The sequence below is a fragment of the Nocardia sp. NBC_01327 genome (assembly GCF_035958815.1).
Lineage (GTDB): Bacteria > Actinomycetota > Actinomycetes > Mycobacteriales > Mycobacteriaceae > Nocardia.
In genome coordinates this window covers 801,381-819,466 of the sequence record NZ_CP108383.1, presented here as the reverse complement: position 1 = coordinate 819,466, position 18,086 = coordinate 801,381, and the positions used below count along the sequence as shown (strand labels likewise).

Sequence of the window (18,086 nt, the reverse complement as noted above, 5' to 3'; positions counted from 1 at the left end):
CCACCCAAGATCACCATTTACGGATGCGCATTCGGTTTCAACTCGGCAGACCGGACATAACGATCACATCAACCGATGCAGCAAGATCGCAATCGTTTGGCTACCGTGGACATCGGCAACTTCGGTAGCCAAACCTTCATCAGGTTGGTGGCCCCGGCCGGTCCCTCATCCCGACCGGGGCACAACCAAATTTTCCGGAGGAACTCCCCGTGCCGTCGCACGACGACATTGCAGAAGCCTGGCTCTCCAGCACCGAATTCGCCGGCGATCTCGCCGCGGTCGGATTGCTCAGTCGAGCCATCAGCCCAGAGAACTACGACATCAAGCGCGCTTCGCTACCGGTATCGGCAGCGGCCGATCCGGCGACAGCGGGCGCCATTCTGGAGCTGCTACAGCGCGGCCAGGTGCCGACGCTCGCGGCCATCCAGACCCTCATCGTGCAGAACGATATGCGCGCCGAGGCAGAGCGCATCGAACGCCTGGGCCGCCGCGCGCAGCGCAGCGTCGAGGATTTCGGCCGGGTGCTGGCCAAACTCACCGACGAGTACTGGACCGCGCACGGCACCGGGCCGACGCGGCGCGACATCCTGCTGTCGGAACCGGTCTTCGACCTCATCCGCGATCGGGTCGGCGATATCCCGCCCGCCGCGGTCAAACATCTGTGGTTGATCGAGCGGGCGCAACGCGCCGGCTGGATCGCCTACAGCGCGACACCCCGATCCCTGTGCGCCGGAAGGCGTTTCCATGCCGCGCGGTACGGCAATCGGGTATCGCTGCGGCCGGTGAATACGCTCGGCGCCCTGGTCACCGCGTATCTGCGCGATCAAGTGGCCGAGAACGGCCGGCCCCCGCGCTGGTCGGTGCTGGCCTACGAGCTGCGCGACGATCGCGGGCGGCGGGTGTTCAATGACACAGCCGATGCCCGGGCACAGCAGCGGTGGCTGACCACGGCCGAGTGGATGGCCCTCGAGGACGACCTGCCCGTGCCGGGACCGCGCGGAATGCGCGCCCTGGCCCGTAAAGGCCGGGAACGCAATAGCTGAGGCTGTTACGGACAGGTATCCGATTCCTCATTTTCGTAACAGCGCCGAAACGTGAGGATTCGGTAACTTCCCTGCAACGCGATAACGCGCGAAGGGAGTTACTCCATGACTACGACCATCGACCCGGCGGCCACGGCCTGGCTGCTCGCAGCCACGGCCATGGTGCTGCTCATGACGCCGGGGCTGGCCATCTTCTACGGCGGCATGGTGCGCTCCAGCGGTGTGCTCAATATGCTCATGATGAGCTTCATTTCCATTCCGCTGGTGACGGTGGCGTGGCTGATCGCGGGGTACAGCCTCGCGTTCGGTGATGATGCGGGCGGCGGGCTTATCGGAAATCTCGGACATATCGGACTTTCGGGAATCGACCCGAAGACCGTGCACGCCGCGAGCGGAATTCCGGAGCTGCTGTTCGTCACCTTCCAGCTGACCTTCGCCATTCTCACCGTCGCCCTCGTCAGCGGCGCCATTGCCGATCGCGCCAAGTTCTCCGCGTGGATGATCTTCGTACCGGTCTGGGCGCTCATCGTGTACGCACCCATCGCGCACTGGGTGTGGACCCCGGACGGCTGGCTGGCCTCGCTGGGCACCCTGGACTTCGCGGGCGGCCTGGTGGTCGAGATCGCCTCGGGCGCTTCGGCGCTCGCCCTGGCGCTGGTGCTGGGTCCGCGGGTCGGCTTCAAGATGGATGCCATGCGCCCGCACAATCTGCCCTTCGTACTGCTGGGCGCGGGCCTGCTGTGGTTCGGCTGGTTCGGATTCAATGCCGGTTCGGCGCTGGCCGCCAATGGCACTGCGGCAGCGGTCTTCCTGAACACCCTGGTCGCGGGTTGCCTCGGCATGCTGGGCTGGCTCATCGTCGAGCAGATTCGCGACGGTAAGCCGACCACCTTCGGTGCGGCCTCGGGTGCGGTGGCCGGTCTGGTCGCCATCACCCCGTCCTGCGGTTACACGAACACCATGGGCGCGCTGATCGTGGGTCTGGTTGCGGGCCTGGTGTGTTCGTTCGCGGTGGGCTGGAAGTTCAAGGGCGGCTACGACGATTCGCTCGATGTGGTCGGCGTGCACTTCGTCGGCGGCATTGTGGGCACCCTGCTCATCGGCTTCCTGGCCAATCGGGCGATGACCGGTGACAACGGCCCGCAGGGCCTGCTCTACGGCGGCGGACTCGGTCAGCTGGGCAAGCAGGCGGTGGGCGTGATCGTGGTGGCGGCCTTCGCCTTCGGGGTGACCTTCGCACTGGGCAAGCTGATCGACAGGACCATCGGCTTCCGGGTCAGCCGCGAGGACGAGATCGGCGGCATCGACTTCGCACTGCACGCGGAGACCGCGTACGCCGAGGGTGTGCACGGGCACGGCGCACCGCGACGCCTCGGCGACGGCCCATTCGGGCACTGAGTTCTCCGGGTCAGTTCACCTTGTTCGCGGCGGCGCCGAACGTATTGCACTGCGCCGTACGGTTTTTGTCGTAACCGAGCGACCACCAGGTGCCGCCGTTGTTCGAGGTTCCGTGGTCGCGCATATCGCCGGGGGCGTCGCCGCGATGGAACATATCGTTGCGCGCCACACCGGCCTGCGCGGAGGTCAGTGAGCCGCCGTTGTTCGAGGACGCCAGGAACATGCCGTCGAAGCAGTTGGCCTGCAATTCGGTTCGGCGGGAGAGCTCGAGCCCGGTGGCGCTGGTCGCGCCGGCATCGCGGCGCTCCTGATGCACCTTGCCGAGAATGCCGGATTCCGCCTGGACGTGATGCCCGTACTCGTGCGCGAACACCGACAGGTAGACGACCCAGTTGTCCTTGTAGATATCGGTCTGCAACTGGCTGACCGGCATGTAGATGGTCTGGTCGGCCGAGCAGTAGAACGCGGCGAAGTTGGTGCTGTTACCCGTGCACAGGGTGGTGATACCGCTGGTGGTCGCCGAGACATTCAGCTTGGGCGGTACGAACGGCAGCTTGATGTCGTCGAAGAGCGGCTTCCAGGCTTCGGCGAGACAGCTTGCGGCCGTTTCGAAGAACTTGCGCGCGGTGTCGACCTGGGTGCCCCACGGCGAGTAGTTGCAGTGTTCGGGGACCAGTGTGTAGCTGTCATCGGTGACCAGCGGATTGTCCGAGGTCTTGGGGACGCCGGCGTTATCGTCGGGTGAGTTCGTATAGGTGGTCTGCACCTTGTCACCGGGGCTACCGGCGCCGAGGTTGTTCAGGCCGTGGGACACGGCGGTGCGCACCAGGGCGGCGGTCACCAGCAGCACGAAGATGACAACCAGTGCGCCCCAGCGCCCGCGGCGCGGCGGCGCCGGGCGCTGCGGCGGGGGCATGCCGATCTGGAAGCCCGCGGTCGGCGGCGGCAGGGGCTGCCGGTAGGCGGGTTGCATCGGCGGGCCGTAGCCGGGCGGACGGTATCCGGGCGGCGGACCGTAGCCCTGCTGTGGCGGAAGCCCCTGTCGCTGTGGATAAACCGGCCGCTGTTGTGGATAGCCGGGCTGTGCCGGAAATCCAGTGGGCGGTGCGGTGGGTCCGGACGGCTGCATCGGCTGCCCCGGCGGCTGTCCGTGTTGTCCGGGATATCCGGGTTGCTGCGGGCGTCGTGGATCGGGTTGGGGCGGCCAACCCCCGGGGGGAATCGGTCCGTATCCGGACGGTGGGCGAGTCATCCCCCGCACCCCCTCGTTCTCTGCGATATCCGACAGCCGCTGAGGAAGAATAGCAAGCTGTCTAAAGTAACCTTCCATGCAGATTTTTCGGGGGGGCGCTCTCGTCGCGCTGCTGCTCGCTCTGGCAGGAGTAATCGCGCCTGCCGCACATGCGCAGCCCAGCGACGGTGTGCGGATCACCGCCGATGTCGATCTCGGCGACGACGGTCTGCTGCGCGTCACCGAAACCGTGGAAGTGCCTGCGGGCAGCGAGTTCCGGCAGGTGCTGCCGCTGCGGGTGCAGGTCACCGATGCGGTGCAGCGCAATTTCCAGGTCACCGATATCAAGGCCGACGGCGACGGTGATGCGGCGGTCGCGGACGACCGGTTCACCCTCGATGCCCGGCCCGGGCAGGTGACGTTCAAGTACACGGTGCACAACACGGTCACCGAGACCACGGGTGCGCAGCTGTTCCATTGGACCGGCGTCCTGAATACCGATGTGGCGTCCATCAGCGTCACCGTGACCAGTCCCGATTTCCGCATGGGCGTCACCAAGTGCACCATCGGCCCGCCCGGAAAGCCGGAGGACTGCGCGGATATTCGGGTCGAGCCGGACGGCGTCGCGCATCTGGACAAGACCGACCTGCACAAGGGCGACGTCATCGATGTCACGCTGCAGGTGCCGGCGGGCACCGTGAAGGCGAATGCCGATATCGCGGATGACAATGCGCCCGGGCCGTTTTCGGTAACCGGTCCGGTGCTGGCGGCATTCGCGGTGCTGCTGGCCGCGCTCGCGGCCGCCGCCGGATATGTGGTGTGGGCGCGGCGCACGACTCCGGGCGGAACCGAAACGCTCGATCCGCTGCTGCGCGAGGGCAATCGGGTGGAATTCAGCTCACCGGACGCGGTACTGCCCGGGACCGCCGGACTGCTGGTGGACGGCCATGTGGACGCCCCCGATATGGCGGCGACCGTGGTGGACCTGGCGGTTCGCAGCTATGTCTGGATTGCGGCCGTAGGTGATTCGGCCTGGCGGATCACTCGGATGAACCCAGCGGATGAGCAGCTGACCGCTTACGAGCGGACGGTGTACTCGGTGCTGCTGCCCGAGGGCACGGATTCGGTGCTGCTGTCGGAGCTCAGCGGCAAGGTGCCCGCGACCGCGGTGCGCAAGGCGCTCATCGACGATGCCACGGCGCGTGGGGCTTTCATCGATCGCACCCGGCGCGGTTTCGAATTCTGGCTGGGCGTCGCGCTGATCGTCGCCGGCGTGGCCACCACCATCGGACTGGCGCTGGGCCCGGGACATGCGCTGATCGGTGTGGCGCTCGCGCTCGCCGGCGTGGCCGCCCTGCTGCTCCCCCGCTATCTCCCGTCCCGCACGGCACTGGGCCGGGAGCTGACCGGCCGGGTGCAGGCGATGCTGCGCGGTCTGGATGCGGTTGTGCCGCAGCAGATTCCCGCACCGGATCAGGAGATGGTGTTCTCCCGCGCCCTGCCCTTCATGGTGGCCGGGCGCCGCACCGACCAGTGGGTGCGCACCTTCCGCGAACTGGACCCCACCGCCGACGGCACCCCCGGCCTCTACTGGTTCGGCGGCTTCGAAGGCGACCGCGACCTGCACCGCTTCGCCGCCCACTTCCCCTTCTTCATTACGGAGTTGGAGCACCTGTTCAACTAAGTCCGTCGGCCGGTGTGGATCCCGGCCGAAAGCAGGCCGGGATGACGGTCGGCTCGGTCAGGTCCCGGCGTGGACGGCCAGGGCGCGGCGGGCGTAGGCGCGAACGTCGGCGTCGGTGTCCTCCAGGGCGGATTCCAGGGTGACGCGGGCGGTGGCGGATTCGGGCCAGCTGCTGAGGGTGAGGACGGCAGCCTTGCGGACGTCCGGATGAACGTCGGCGAGGGCGGCCTGTAGCGGTTCTGCTGACGCATCGGGGCCCGCCGAGGGCAGGCCTCGGGCCGCGCCTTCGCGGACCTGCCAGGCCGAATCACGCAGCGCTGCGGCCAGTGTGGCGGTGTCCTCGGCATTGCCGAGCCGGGCGAGGGCGGTGAGGGCGGCGGCGCGCACCAGCGGGTCGCGGTCCGGGATGAGGGCGCGGATGGCCTCGATTCCGCCGAGGCCGACGGTGGCCAGACCGCGTGCGGCGGCAATGCGCACTTCGCGGTTCTCATCGTGTGCGGCGGTGGCCAGCGCGGACCATTCGTCCAGGGAGACGAGCCCGTTGACCGCTTCGATGCGAACGCGGTGGTCACCGTCCACGGCGGCCTTGGTGAACAGTTCGACCGAACCCGCGTGCAGCGCGCGCAGCAGATCGATGACCGCGGCGCGCACAGCCGGATCGGGAGAATCGGCGTGCGTGGCCAGGTCCTCGGCGCCCGGCAGGATCTCCACCAGCTCGCGGAGTCCGGCAACGGCCGAACTGCGCACCGTCACATCGGAATCGGCGAGTGCGGCGATGAGGCGGTCGCCGAAGCCGTCCGGGGTGCCCTCGGTGAGTACCGATATCGCGGTGGCGCGCACCTGCGGGTCCGGATCCTCCAGGAAGGACGCGAGTTCGGCGACGGACGGCGAATCCAGACTGAGCAGCAGCGCGATTCGTGGAGCGACAGGCTTCTTCCCGGGAGCGGATGCGGCGGCGCCGACCGTCGCGGGCGCGGTATTCAGGTTGGGCGGACTTCCCACGAGCGCGGGCTGCGCCACCGGGATGACGGTGTCATCGGCGGAGGGCAGATCGTCGAGTCCGGGGACCGGTACGAAATACGGTGCGACCGGCCGCTTCAGGAATTCCATCTCATTGTCGGCGTTCTTGCGCAGGTTGAGGTGGTATCGCCATTCGACATCGTCACGCTCGGGCAGGTCGGCGCGCTCGTGGTAGAGCCCCCAGCGCGATTCGGTGCGGGTGAGCGAGGAGCGGGCGGCCATTTCGGCGCAGTCGCGAATGAAGCTGACCTCGGCGCAGCGCATGAGCTCGTGCGGAGTCTGCGCGCCCATGGCGTTCAGGTCGTCGAGCATGCGGTCGAAGGTCTCGATGGCGAGGGACAGTTTGGTGGCCGTCTTCGGCGGGGCCACATAGTCATTGACGAAGCGGCGCAGCTTGTATTCCACCTGCTGCTGCGGCGGGCCGTCGGGATTGCGCAGCGGCTGATAGACGAGTTCGTGCGCGGCGGCGATCTGATCGGCGGGCAGTTCCACCGGGGCCGGGGTGTCGGCGAGGGTGCTCGCGGCATGCGCACCGGCCAGATCGCCGTAGACGAAGGCGCCGATCATGTAGTTGTGCGGTACGCAGGCCAGATCACCTGCGGCATAGAGGCCGGGCACCGTGGTGCGCGCATTCTCGTCGACCCACACACCGGATGCGGAATGTCCACTGCACAAACCGATTTCGGAGATGTGCATCTCGATATCGTGGGTGCGGTAGTCGTGCCCGCGATTGGCGTGAAAGGTGCCGCGAGTGGGTCGTTCGGTGGTGTGCAGAATGCCCTCGAGCGCGTCCAGGGTCTCGGTCGACAGGTGTGAAACCTTGAGATAGATGGGCCCGCGGGCGGATTCGATCTCCCGCTTCACCTCCGACATCATCTGACCGGACCAGTAGTCGGAGTCGACGAAGCGTTCCCCGAGTGCGTTGACCTGATAGCCGCCGAACGGATTGGCGACATAGGCGCAGGCCGGCCCGTTGTAATCCTTGATGAGCGGGTTGATCTGGAAGCATTCGATACCCGAGAGCTCCGCACCGGCGTGGTAGGCCATGGCATAGCCGTCGCCCGCATTGGTGGGGTTCTCGTAGGTGCCGTAGAGGTATCCGGACGCGGGCAGGCCCAGACGACCGCAGGGGCCGGTCGCCAGGATGACCGCCTTCGCCGCCACCGTGACGAATTCGCCTGTGCGCGTGTTCAATGCGGCAGCGCCGACCGCGCGGCCGTTCTCTGTGAGGACGCGCACCGGCATGAGCCGGTTCTCGATCTGGATCTTCTCGCGCATCTTGCGTTGCCGCAGCACGCGATACAGCGCCTTCTTGACGTCCTTGCCCTCCGGCATGGGCAGCACATACGAGCCGGAGCGGTGCACGCGCCGCACCGCGTACTCGCCGTAGGCGTCCTTCTCGAATTTCACGCCGTAGCGTTCGAGCCGCTGCACCATGGCGAAACCGCGGGTCGCGGTCTGATAGATGGTGCGCTGGTTGACGATTCCGTCATTGGCGCGGGTGATCTCGGCGACGTAGTCCTCGGGTTCGGCCTTGCCGGGGATGACGGCATTGTTGACACCGTCCATCCCCATGGCGAGCGCACCGGAGTGCCGCACATGCGCCTTCTCCAGCAGCAGGACGTTCGCACCCTGTTCGGCGGCGGTGAGCGCGGCCATGGTGCCGGCGGTGCCGCCGCCGATGACGAGCACATCGCAGTCGAGACGGGTGGTCTCGGCCAGATCGGGAATCTCCATCAGCACACCAACATTCGGTCGGGAATCGGTCGGGGATCGGCGCCCTCAGAGGGCGGCGAGATCGCCCGAATGATCCAGGGCGGTAATGATTTCGGCGCGCAGCGAGGAGCGGTCGACGCCCACGGCGCGCGGTTGCGGCACCTCCAGCAGGGCGCGCAGGGGTTCACCGGCGCGGCCGAGGACGGCGACCCGATCGCCGAGCAGCAGCGCCTCGTCCACATCGTGGGTGACGAAGACGAGGGTGGTCGGATGGGTCTGCCAGGTGTCCACGAGCAGGCGCTGCATGGTGGCGCGGGTCTGCGAATCGAGCGCCCCGAACGGTTCGTCCATGAGGACCGAGCGCGGTGCGCCCGCGAGGCCGCGTGCGAGCTGTACGCGCTGCCGCATGCCGCCGGAGAGACTCTTGGGCAGGAAGTCGGCGAATCCGGTCAGGCCGATCTCTTCGATCCAGCGCTCCGCCATGGCTTTTCGCCCGGCGCGCGGTTCGCCCCGGAGTTTCAGGGCCAGTTCGATATTCGAGCGCACGGTGCGCCAGGGCAGCAGCGCATTGTCCTGGAAGACGACCGCGCGGTCGCGGGAAGTTCCGGTGACCTGCGTGCCGTCGGCCAGCACCTGACCGGCGTCCGGTCGCAGCAGTCCGGCGAATGCGCGCAGCACCGTGGACTTTCCACAGCCGGACGGTCCCGTGAGGATGAGGATCTCCCCCGGGCGCACCTCCAGGGACAGGTCGACGATGACCGGTGTTCCGGTGTAGGACAGGTCGATTCGATCCAGTCGCAGGTTCATGCCGATGCCGCTCATTTCGCCACCTCCGGGACGCGCGGGAGCCAGTGCGTGACGCGGCGACCGAGGAGCTCGACGGCGGCAGAGGTGCCGTACCCCAGCACCCCGATGGTGATGATGCCGACGAAGACGCCCGGGTAATCGACGATGGTGTACGCCTGCCAGGTCCGGTAGCCCACACCGAGCCGTCCGGAGATCATCTCCGCGGAGACCACGCAGATCCAGGCCACGCCGATGCCCACCGACAGTCCGCTGAAGACACCGGGAAGACTGCCCGGCAGCACAACTCGCAGCAGCACATCCCAGCGACTGCCGCCGAGCGTGCGCACCGAGTCCTCCCAGATGGTCGGGAGAGCGCGCACCGCATGCCGGGTGGACACCATGACCGGAAAGAAAGCCGCGAGGAAGGTGATGAACACGATCCCCGCCTCGTCATCGGGAAAGAGCAGAATCGCCACCGGTACCAGCGCAATGGCCGGAATCGGCCGCGCGAGCTCGGTGAGCGGCCCGACAATATTCGCGAACCACCGCGAACGCCCCAGCGCCACACCGGTTGTCACTCCGGCAACAGCGGCCAGCCCGAACCCGGTGAGAATCCGAATGAGCGACTGCCCGAGATCCAGATAGAACGTATCGGTCCCCAGCTGATGCCGGAACGCCTGCACAATCTCGGTGACGGTGGGCAAGGTATCGAACCGCACCCACACCCGAATGTGATTGGCAGTCAAGAACTGCCACGCCCCGATGGCCACCGCCACCGAGGCCAGCCGAACCAGCCGAGATCGCCACACACCCTGGGCCCGGTGCGGACTACTCGCAACAGCCGCCCGCTCCCCCACTGCCGCACCGATATCGACCCGAACCGCGGTTGACGTACTCATCGCCCAACCCCCGCATTTCCAGCGTGGCCCCGCACCCTCGTCATCCCGGCATGCTTTCGGCCGGGATCCACACGGGTAGCGGGCCGGCGGGTTTCCGTGGATCCCGGCCAAAAGCGCGCCGGGATGACGGGGGTCGATCGCACCGGGATGACGGGGGCGGTCACTGCCGGACCTCGCTGACCGCCTGGTCGTACGAGACCGTCACACCCGACGGATGCGCGGCCAGGTAGCGCTGGGCCGCAGCGGGGGTGGTGAAGGGGAGGTAGGTTTCGCCGTCGCGGACCCAGAGGGATTTGTCGGCGAACCAGCGGGTGCCGAGTTCGGCGTCCGGGATGTAGGCGGCGCGGACGGTTTTGCCCTGGGCGCGGGCCTGTTTGATGGCACGCAGCAGGCTGGTGGGGTCCGCGGCGGGCTGGGTGGTGTCGGATCCGGCGAACCAGATCTCTCCGGCCAGTGCGGGGTTGGACGCGGGGCGGTTGCTCACCGGGTCGGTACCCGAGATGAGCGCCGGATTGGCGCTATTGCTCAGTGTCGCATCGTAATTCGCGCCGGATTCCTGGAAGGCCTGCCGCAGCGCGGTGTCGTCGACGAATTTGTCGATATCCAGATCCGCGAAGTCGCCGATCGACTTCAGGTACGGCACATCGCCTTTGAAGGCGTCCAGCAGGCTCGGCTTCAGCGTGGCGTCGAAGGAGGTTCCGCCCGGCCCGTTGTAGAGGTACACGACCTCCTGGGCCAGCCCGGAGTTGTCCGCGACGATCTTGGCCGCCTCCAGGGGCTGCTGGTGAATGAAGTCGGTCGCGTCCAACTGTGCGCGCAGGAAGGCATCGAGCACCTCCGGGTGCTGTTTCGCGTAGTCGCGGCGGGCCACCACGCCGTGGAAGGTGGGTACGTTCAGCTCCGCGCCGTCGTAGAGCAGTTTGGCCTTGTTCTGGAAGACCAGCAGGCCGGGCCAGGCGACGAACTGCGAAAGCGCCGCCACCTGACCGGATTCCAGCGCCGAGGAGCCGATCTGCGGCTGCTGGTTGAGCACCTCCACCCCGGACTTGGGGTCGATGCCCGCCCGGCCCAGCGCCTGCACCAGGGTGCCGTGCCCGGCGGAGCCGACACTGGTCGACACCTTCTGTCCGGCCAGATCCTTGATCGACTGCGCCTTCGAATCCGGCGCGACCACCACCATGTTCAACGCGCCCTTGGGGTTGTATCCGGTGATGGAGACCAGTTCGGTCTTCGCTCGCTCATTGGCCTGGGTGCGAGAACCGTTGATGAGCAGCGGATAGTCGCCCATGGAGCCGATATCGATCTTCTCCGCCACCATCTGCGCGGTGATGGGTGCGCCGGTGTCGTAGTCCTGCCACTCCACCTGATATTTCGGGCCGCCGTGCGCGGTCAGATCGTTCAGCCGCTGCTCCAGAAATCCCTTGGCCTTCAACAGGGTTCCGGCGGTGACGGTATTGATGGTCTTGGACTGGTAGCCGATGACCAGCTTCACGGTATTGCCACCGCCACTCGAATCGAGCGAGCAACCGGAGACGGTGAACGAGAGGGCAGCGGCCAGTGCCACCGCAGCCAGGCGGGCGGTGCGGTACTTCATGGGGAACGATCCTTCAGCGCAGCAGATAGGGCATATTGACGGTGACCGCGCCGGTGGGACAGCGCGCCGCGCACGGGCCGCAGTACCAGCACTCGTCCACATGCATGAAGGCCTTGCCGTTCTCGGGATTGATCGCCAGTGAATCGAGCGGGCAGATCTCCACGCAGAGCGTGCAGCCCTGAATGCAGAGGGATTCGTCGATGGTCACGGGAACATCGGTGCGCTGATTGACGAGAGCCATTCAGATCAGCCTCCAATCGGTGCCTTCGGGCGGCCGGGTGAGGCTGCCGCGCATGGTGATCCGGTCGCCGCGCATCCGGATGTATTCGAGGTCGACCGGGCGGCCGTCCTCGAGCTTGGTCAGGCGCTCCAGCAACAGCACGGCGCCGCCCTCGGGCAATTGCAGGGTGGCGGCCGAATGCGCGTCGGCGGTAATGGCTTCGAGGGCGAGATCGGCCGCGCCGAGCGGGCCGCCGCTGATCTGTTCGATGAGCGCGAACACGTCGTTCGTCTCCAGATCGCGGGTGATGACCTCCTCGCCGATATCGGGAACGAGATAGGTGAGGTCCAGGCTGAGCGGCAGATCGCCGAAGTACCGGAGCCGCTCGATATATACAGCCTGCTGTCCGGGCTCCAGCTGCAATTTGCGGGCAACGGCCGGCGGCGGGTTCACCCGGGTGGCGGCGCGCACCTCGTTGCGGACCTCGCCGTACCCGCGCAGTGTCTCTTTCAGGCCGAGCAGTGCGTCCAGCCCGTGGTCGTATTTGCGCCGGGCCACATGGGTGCCGATCTTGGGCGCGCGTTCGATCAGGCCCTCGTCCTTGAGGAGGGCGAGCGCGTCGCGAACGGTATTGCGGGAGACGGTGAATTCGGCGGCCAGCTCCGGCTCCGACGGCAGTGCGCTGTCGAATGCCCCCGCGTGAATCTGCTGGCGCACGATATCGGCGACCTGGCGGGCCCGATCGGCCCGGCGCAGCGGTACTGGTTCCGGCGACACTTCATCTCCTTTCCGCCTTTGACCTGCGGCTACAGACTGTAGAGGCGATGCGGCCGACCACGGCGGGAGTGCGTGCGGACGGTCACCTGTCCCCCGGGTTATGCGCCGCCTGCCGAGCGGCCCCGCCAGCCGAGATGCGCGGGATTCCGGCTATTGCGCCACCCCGCCGACCTGGGCTGTGACTTGTAATCACGCTGATCGGAATGCGTGTGCGGGTACCGGCCGAGGAGTGGAGTGGTGTCGAGTGAGCTGCCACTCATTTCTCGAGATGTGGACAGATGGATTCCGTTCGGCTCGAGTGCAGTGTTAACTTGAATGCATGTCTGCAAGCCGTCCCCATGCCGCGCACGTCACGTATGTGACCGTTGCGCTGGGTGTACGGCTGCCACGGCAGCGGGAACTGTGTTGTCCCTGCCGTCGCGCAGCCGAGTACTGATTCCCCGATTCACTCGAGTCCGGGCATCCTCGCTGCCCCCGCTGAATTTTTCATCTAGGCATCCGTCCCGTCGGCTATACGCGGGACTGCAGCGAGGACTTCGAAATGACCAGCCCCACGCTCGAACGCACCCATTCCGCCTCCGTCACCACCGCGCGCCTGGCTCCGGCCCGGCCCGCGGTGCCGCCGGAGCTGCGCATCACCGATAACCCGGCGGCCGCCGTACTGCGCGCCGCCGCCCGCGGTCCGATCTTCCGCGATATCGCCGCACAGTCCACCGGACTCAGCATTGCCACCGTGAATCGCCAAGTGTCGGCACTGCTTTCGGTCGGACTGCTGCGCGAGCGCGCCGATCTCACCGCCTCCGGCGCGGTCGGCCGTCCCCGCGTGCCCTTCGAGGTCGATACCGATTCGTATGTCACCGTAGGTGTGCACATCGGCTCCACCCTCACCCGCATCGTGGCCGCGGATCTGTCCGGCAAGATTCTCGGCGGGCTCGAAATCGCCACTCCACAAACAGGTCAGGACGCGGCGCTGACCATAGTGGCGCGCAGCGCCAAGGCCTTCCTGGATCGACTGCCGCGCCGCCGCCCGCTGTGGACCGGCGTGGCGCTGGCCGGCCGGGTAGATCCGGCGGCCGGCGTGGTCGATCACCCGCGGCTCGGCTGGCAGGCCGCGCCCGTCGCCGCCGTCTTCAGCAGCATTCTCGATCTGCCGGTGTCGGTCTCGGCGCATGTCGAGGCGATGGCGGCCTCCGAACTGCTGCTCGCCGGCCGGGAGCCGGGCGAGGGACCGCGCCCGGGCAGCAGCCTCTACATCTACGCGCGCGAAACCGCGGGTATCGCGGTGACACTGCATGATCGGGTGCATACCCCCGCCAATGGCCCCGGTTCCATCGCGCACCTGCCGACCGGCTCGGATGCCGATTGCACCTGCGGCCGGCGCGGCTGCTTGGAGGCCACCATCGGTGAGCGCTTCTTCCTGGAGCGTGCGGTGCGCCAGGGCGTACTGCCCAAGCCGGAGGCCCCGCGCCGCCCGGTGATCACCGATCTGTACCGCGCCGCCGACTCCGGTTCGGTCGCCGCGCGCGATCTGCTGCTCGAGCGCGCCGAAATCCTCGGCCGCACCGCGGCACTGGTGCGGGATATGTTCAATCCGGATCGCGTGGTGCTGGGCGGCCAGGCCTTCACCGGCTACCGCCCCGGAATGGACCGGGTGGCAAAGGCTTTCGCGGAGAGCACCACGCTGCCCGCCGCCGATCTGCGCATCAGCCGCTTCGGTGGCCGGGTGCAGGAGTTCGCCGCCGCCGTGACCTCGCTCAGCGTCTTCTACGCCGATCCGGTCTCGGCCATGCGCCGCGCCACCCGCACCGGCCGCTGAAAGTCCTTGTACGCCTGAGGGTCTGGATCCCGGCCACAAGCATGCCGGGATGACGGAGTCCTGAATACGGAAATGGCCCGGCCGCTATGTCGGCCGGGCCATTCCGTGCTTCAAGCCACAGCGTGCTTCAGGTCAGCGGAAGATGGTCATGTACCACTGGCCGTCGCTACCCTGGTCGCAGCGGTACTGCCAGCCGTCTTCGCCGCGCAGCTGCACACCGTTGGCGTGGAAGCTGCCGTTGGAACCGTCCGCGTCGCAGCCTGCGGCGGAGGCGTAGCTGCCATCGACCTGCAGCGTCTCGGCATTGGCCAGTCCGGCGCCCAGACCGGCGGCGGCGAGGGCGAGGGCGGCGATGGTGAGTGTTTTCTTCATGGGACGTATTCAACGGGCCGCATCATGACGATTTCGTGAGCGGCACAACGGGATAGCGCTCGCCGGATATAGCGGATCGGGCCCGGGCGGTCCACGGCCCGGGCCCGATCCTGTGCCGCATCTACGGTCGGCCCATTGGCGCAGATGCGGCTTCTCCCTCCGCTCGCGTACGGAGTCCCCTTCCTCGGCGAGCAGCGGAGAGATCTCAGGCCGCGCGAATGTGCGACAGTCCCCATTCGCGGGCGAGCAGGCGGTGCGAGTTCAGCCGATCCTCGTGATCGTGGGTGACGCTGGTGATCACGAGTTCGTCTGCGCCGGTGAGCTGTTGCAGTGCGCGCAGTCGCTCGGCGACCGAGGCGGCCGACCCGACGAACTGGGTGGTGACACGATCGTCGACCAGGCGGCGCTGCGGACCGGTGAGCGGCGGCGCGGCGGCGGGGTCCAGATATTCGGCCGCACCGGCGCCACTGCGAATGCTGTACACCCAGTGGCCGTAGCTGGAGGCCAGGTGCTGGGCAGTCGCATCATCCTCTGCCACCACCACATCCGCGGACACCACCAGATACGGCCGGGGGTAGCGGGCCGAGGGCCGGAAGGCCGCGCGGTACGCCTCCACCGTCTCCACGATGGTGCCGGGCGAGACGTGATAGTTGGCGGCGAAGGGCAGCCCCGACTGTCCTGCCAGCTGGGCGCTTTCGCCGCCGCTGCTGCCGAACAGCCACAGCTGCACCTCCGCGCCCTCGCCGGGGACGGCGTGCAGCGGCACCCCGTCGCTGCCCGTGTAGGTGCCCTCCAGCAGATCGCGGATCTGCTGCACCTGCTGCGAGTAGGGCAGCGCCTGCGCACCGGGCAGGTTCAGCGCCTCCAAACCCGCTGCGATACGGGTGGTGTCGAGCAGCTGGCCGGGTCTGAACGGCGGCGGCAGCACCACCCCGTCGCGGATCTGGACCGGCCGATCCGGACTCGGCACCGGCGGCACTCCGGCGGAGCGCAATTGGTCACCACGGTGCCCGGAGCGACCCAGACCCAGATCGAGACGACCGGGGTACAGCGCGTCGACGGTGCCGAACGCCTCCACCACCGACACCGAGGTGTGGTGCCCCAGTTGCACGGCCGCGGTGCCCACCCGAATGGATTCGGTGGCGGCCGCGATCAGGCCGATCAGGGTGGTCGGCGCAGAACTGGCCACCGAGACGAAGTGGTGTTCGGCGATCCAGAACCGGTTGTAGCCCCAGCGTTCGGCCTGGCGCGCCAGATCGATGGTATTGCGCAGTGCCTGGCGGACATCGGAGCCGGCGCTGATGGGCGAGAGGTCCAGAACCGAGAGTGGAATGGTCATGACAGCTGCTCCCGTCGCGGATCCTGCTCGCCCGCTTCGATATCCACCCGCAACCGGTTCTCGGCCGGTGCGATCGGGCAGGTGGCGAAATCGGTGAAGGCGCAGGGCAGATTGAGGGTTCGGTTGAAGTCGATGATCAGGGTGCCGTCGGGCGCGGGGCGCGAGAGGTCCACCCGGCGCGCGCCGCCGTAGGTGGTGACGCCGCTGGTGCCGTCGGTGATGAGCAGGTGCAGGCCGAGGGTCTGATTGCCGAACACGACGAGCTTGTGCTCGCTGCCCGCCAGTTCGAAAGTGACTGTGCCGGTGGCCACATGGTGGTGCTCGAGGCCGGGCACCACGGCCCCGGTGGTGACCACGCGCGCCACCTCGAACGGTTCGAAACGGCCGGTCACCACCCAGCGCGGATCGGGCCGGTAGGCCGGGATCTCGGTGAAGGCGGCCAGGGTGGGCGCGGCCGGATCATGCACGCGCAGCGCGAATTTGCCGCTGCGGCGGATGACCTCGATGAGCCGGGCGCCGGTGCGCACCTCCAGGCCGGGTGCGCCTTCTCCGGGGGTGAGCACGGTCGTCCCCAGCAGCACCGCGCCGCCCAGCCGCAGGGTGGCGAGTTCGGCGGTGTCGGATACCGCGGATTCCGCTGTCACATAGACGTTCTCCCGGTCGGCGCGCCAGCGGCCAGGCAATCCCTCGATGGTCTCCTCGGTCTCGCCGAGCCAGTGCAGGCCGGTCAGGCTCAGCCAGCCCAGTGGCTGCCGCGCCCAGGCTTCGCGTTCGGAACGCCAAGTGGCCCACTGCTGTTCGAATTCGGTGACGGTCGCGGTCATGATGCACGTACTCCTTCGGTGCGGTGGTGCGGATGGCGCAGACCGAGGTGGTCGCGCAGGGTCGAACCGGTGTACTCGGTGCGGAAGCTGCCGAGCTCCTGAAGTTCCGGAATCACCTTGTCGACGAATTCGTCGAGTCCGGTGGGTGTGAGATGCGGGACCAGCACGAAGCCGTCGGCGGCATCGCTCTGGACGTGGTGGTCGATGGCGGCCGCCACCTCGCGGGACGTGCCGATGAACTGCTGGCGCGCAGTGGTTTCGATGATCAGATCGCGAATGCTGAGCTGTTCCGCCTGCGCCTTGGCCCGCCAGGCGTCGGCGACCGCACGCGGGTCCTTGGCATGGCGCACCCGGCCGCGGGTGATATCCGGATTGTCGACCGGATCGATATCGGGCAGCGGGCCGTCCGGGTCGTACGCGGACAGATCGCGACCCCACACCTGCTCCAGGAAGGCGATGGCCGTCGGCCCGCTGACCTGCTGGCGGCGAATGCGGCGGGCATTGGCCACCGCTTCCTCCGGGGTGTCGCCGAGCACGAATCCCGCCGCGGGCAGGATCTTCAGATCGTCACGGGCGCGGCCGTACTTGGCGAGCCGGTCCTTGACGTCGAGGTAGAAGCGCTGTCCGTCCTCGAGTTCACCGTGCGCGCTGAAGACGACGTCGGCCTTGGCGGCGGCGAATTCGCGGCCCTCATCGGAATCGCCGGCCTGGATCTGCACCGGATAGCCCTGCGGACTGCGGGGCAGCACGAATTCGCCGTCGATATCGAACTGGTCGCTGTCGAAGCGCACGGTCGGCACTGGTTGCGCGAACACCCCGCGCTCGCGGTCGACGACCAGTGCGTCGGCGGGCCAGCTGTCCCAGAGCGCGCGGGTGGCATTGACCACCTCATCGGCGCGGGTGTACCGCTTGGCGTGCTCCAGATAGCCGCCGCGCCGGAAGTTCTCGCCGGTGAAGGCATCCGACGAGGTGACCGCATTCCATGCCGCACGGCCACCGGAGAGATGATCCAGGGACGCGAATTGCTTTGCCAGCTCGAAGGGTTCGTTGTAGGTGGTGTTGATGGTGCCGGCCAGCCCGAGATGCGTGGTGACGGCGGCGAGCGCGTCCAGCACCGTGAAGGTGTCCGGGCGGCCCACCACATCCAGATCGTGGATGCGGCCCCGGTGCTCGCGCAGCCGCAGGCCCTCGGCCAGGAAGAAGAAGTCGAAGCGCCCGCGCTCGGCGGTGCGCGCCAGGTGCACGAAGGAGTCGAAGTCGATCTGACTGCCCGAGCCGGGATCGGACCAGACGGTGTTGTGATTGACGCCCGGGAAGTGCGCGGCGAGGTGAATCTGCTTGCGTATCGAATGTTCCGGCATGGCTCT

15 protein-coding genes are annotated in these 18,086 nt (G+C 67.6%); 4 read left to right on the top strand and 11 right to left on the bottom strand.

Annotated features, from left to right (window positions below):
- The first annotated feature begins 209 nt into the window (after nt 1-209).
- Together OG326_RS03610 and OG326_RS03605 are read left to right on the top strand one after the other, a co-directional pair.
- Entirely contained in the window at nt 210-1,043 is an 834-nt protein-coding gene (locus OG326_RS03610; RefSeq protein ID WP_327143202.1) for a hypothetical protein, read from the top strand.
- A gap of 105 nt (nt 1,044-1,148) precedes the next feature.
- Entirely contained in the window at nt 1,149-2,441 is a 1,293-nt protein-coding gene (locus OG326_RS03605) for an ammonium transporter (protein WP_327143201.1), read from the top strand.
- A 10-nt stretch (nt 2,442-2,451) separates the two neighbouring features.
- Here the strand turns inward: OG326_RS03605 and OG326_RS03600 are convergent, their stop codons facing one another.
- Complete coding sequence (locus OG326_RS03600) at nt 2,452-3,414, bottom strand: neutral zinc metallopeptidase (protein WP_327143200.1); 963 nt, start codon at nt 3,412-3,414, stop codon at nt 2,452-2,454.
- A gap of 355 nt (nt 3,415-3,769) precedes the next feature.
- On the opposite strand from OG326_RS03600, the gene OG326_RS03595 reads away from it, so the two are divergent.
- Nucleotides 3,770-5,356, top strand: coding sequence for a DUF2207 family protein (locus OG326_RS03595; RefSeq protein WP_327143199.1), 1,587 nt, complete (start codon nt 3,770-3,772; stop codon nt 5,354-5,356).
- A 57-nt stretch (nt 5,357-5,413) separates the two neighbouring features.
- On the opposite strand, the gene OG326_RS03590 is transcribed toward OG326_RS03595, so the two are convergent.
- The 6 genes from OG326_RS03590 to OG326_RS03565 form a co-directional block, all read right to left on the bottom strand.
- On the bottom strand, nt 5,414-8,113 hold the full coding sequence (locus OG326_RS03590) for a fumarate reductase/succinate dehydrogenase flavoprotein subunit (protein ID WP_327143198.1): 2,700 nt from the start codon (nt 8,111-8,113) through the stop codon (nt 5,414-5,416).
- Nucleotides 8,114-8,158: 45 nt separating this feature from the next.
- Complete coding sequence (locus OG326_RS03585; RefSeq protein ID WP_327143197.1) at nt 8,159-8,914, bottom strand: ABC transporter ATP-binding protein; 756 nt, start codon at nt 8,912-8,914, stop codon at nt 8,159-8,161.
- Nucleotides 8,911-9,777 (bottom strand): ABC transporter permease, encoded by an 867-nt coding sequence (locus OG326_RS03580; protein WP_327143196.1) that lies wholly within the window; start codon nt 9,775-9,777, stop codon nt 8,911-8,913. The genes OG326_RS03585 and OG326_RS03580 overlap by 4 nt, the downstream gene beginning before the upstream one ends.
- 160 nt (nt 9,778-9,937) lie before the next feature.
- Nucleotides 9,938-11,371: an ABC transporter substrate-binding protein gene (locus OG326_RS03575; protein WP_327143195.1), complete on the bottom strand. Its 1,434-nt coding sequence runs from the start codon at nt 11,369-11,371 to the stop codon at nt 9,938-9,940.
- A 13-nt stretch (nt 11,372-11,384) separates the two neighbouring features.
- Nucleotides 11,385-11,612: a 4Fe-4S dicluster domain-containing protein gene (locus OG326_RS03570; protein WP_327143194.1), complete on the bottom strand. Its 228-nt coding sequence runs from the start codon at nt 11,610-11,612 to the stop codon at nt 11,385-11,387.
- Nucleotides 11,613-12,368, bottom strand: coding sequence for a GntR family transcriptional regulator (locus tag OG326_RS03565; protein WP_327143193.1), 756 nt, complete (start codon nt 12,366-12,368; stop codon nt 11,613-11,615).
- Nucleotides 12,369-12,909: 541 nt separating this feature from the next.
- Here OG326_RS03565 and OG326_RS03560 point away from each other — a divergent pair.
- Nucleotides 12,910-14,184 carry an ROK family protein gene (locus OG326_RS03560; protein ID WP_327143192.1) on the top strand — a complete coding sequence of 425 codons (1,275 nt, stop codon included), beginning with the start codon at nt 12,910-12,912 and terminating at the stop codon, nt 14,182-14,184.
- Between the two features lie 132 nt (nt 14,185-14,316).
- Here the strand turns inward: OG326_RS03560 and OG326_RS03555 are convergent, their stop codons facing one another.
- From OG326_RS03555 to OG326_RS03540, 4 genes are all read right to left on the bottom strand, one after another.
- Nucleotides 14,317-14,556 carry a hypothetical protein gene (locus OG326_RS03555; protein ID WP_327143191.1) on the bottom strand — a complete coding sequence of 80 codons (240 nt, stop codon included), beginning with the start codon at nt 14,554-14,556 and terminating at the stop codon, nt 14,317-14,319.
- Nucleotides 14,557-14,761: 205 nt separating this feature from the next.
- Nucleotides 14,762-15,895: an LLM class flavin-dependent oxidoreductase gene (locus OG326_RS03550; RefSeq protein WP_327143190.1), complete on the bottom strand. Its 1,134-nt coding sequence runs from the start codon at nt 15,893-15,895 to the stop codon at nt 14,762-14,764.
- Nucleotides 15,892-16,719 (bottom strand): DUF1684 domain-containing protein, encoded by an 828-nt coding sequence (locus OG326_RS03545; protein ID WP_327143189.1) that lies wholly within the window; start codon nt 16,717-16,719, stop codon nt 15,892-15,894. The genes OG326_RS03550 and OG326_RS03545 overlap by 4 nt, the downstream gene beginning before the upstream one ends.
- Entirely contained in the window at nt 16,716-18,080 is a 1,365-nt protein-coding gene (locus OG326_RS03540; RefSeq protein WP_327143188.1) for an NtaA/DmoA family FMN-dependent monooxygenase, read from the bottom strand. Before OG326_RS03540 ends, OG326_RS03545 begins: the two co-directional genes overlap by 4 nt.
- Nucleotides 18,081-18,086: the final 6 nt, after the last annotated feature.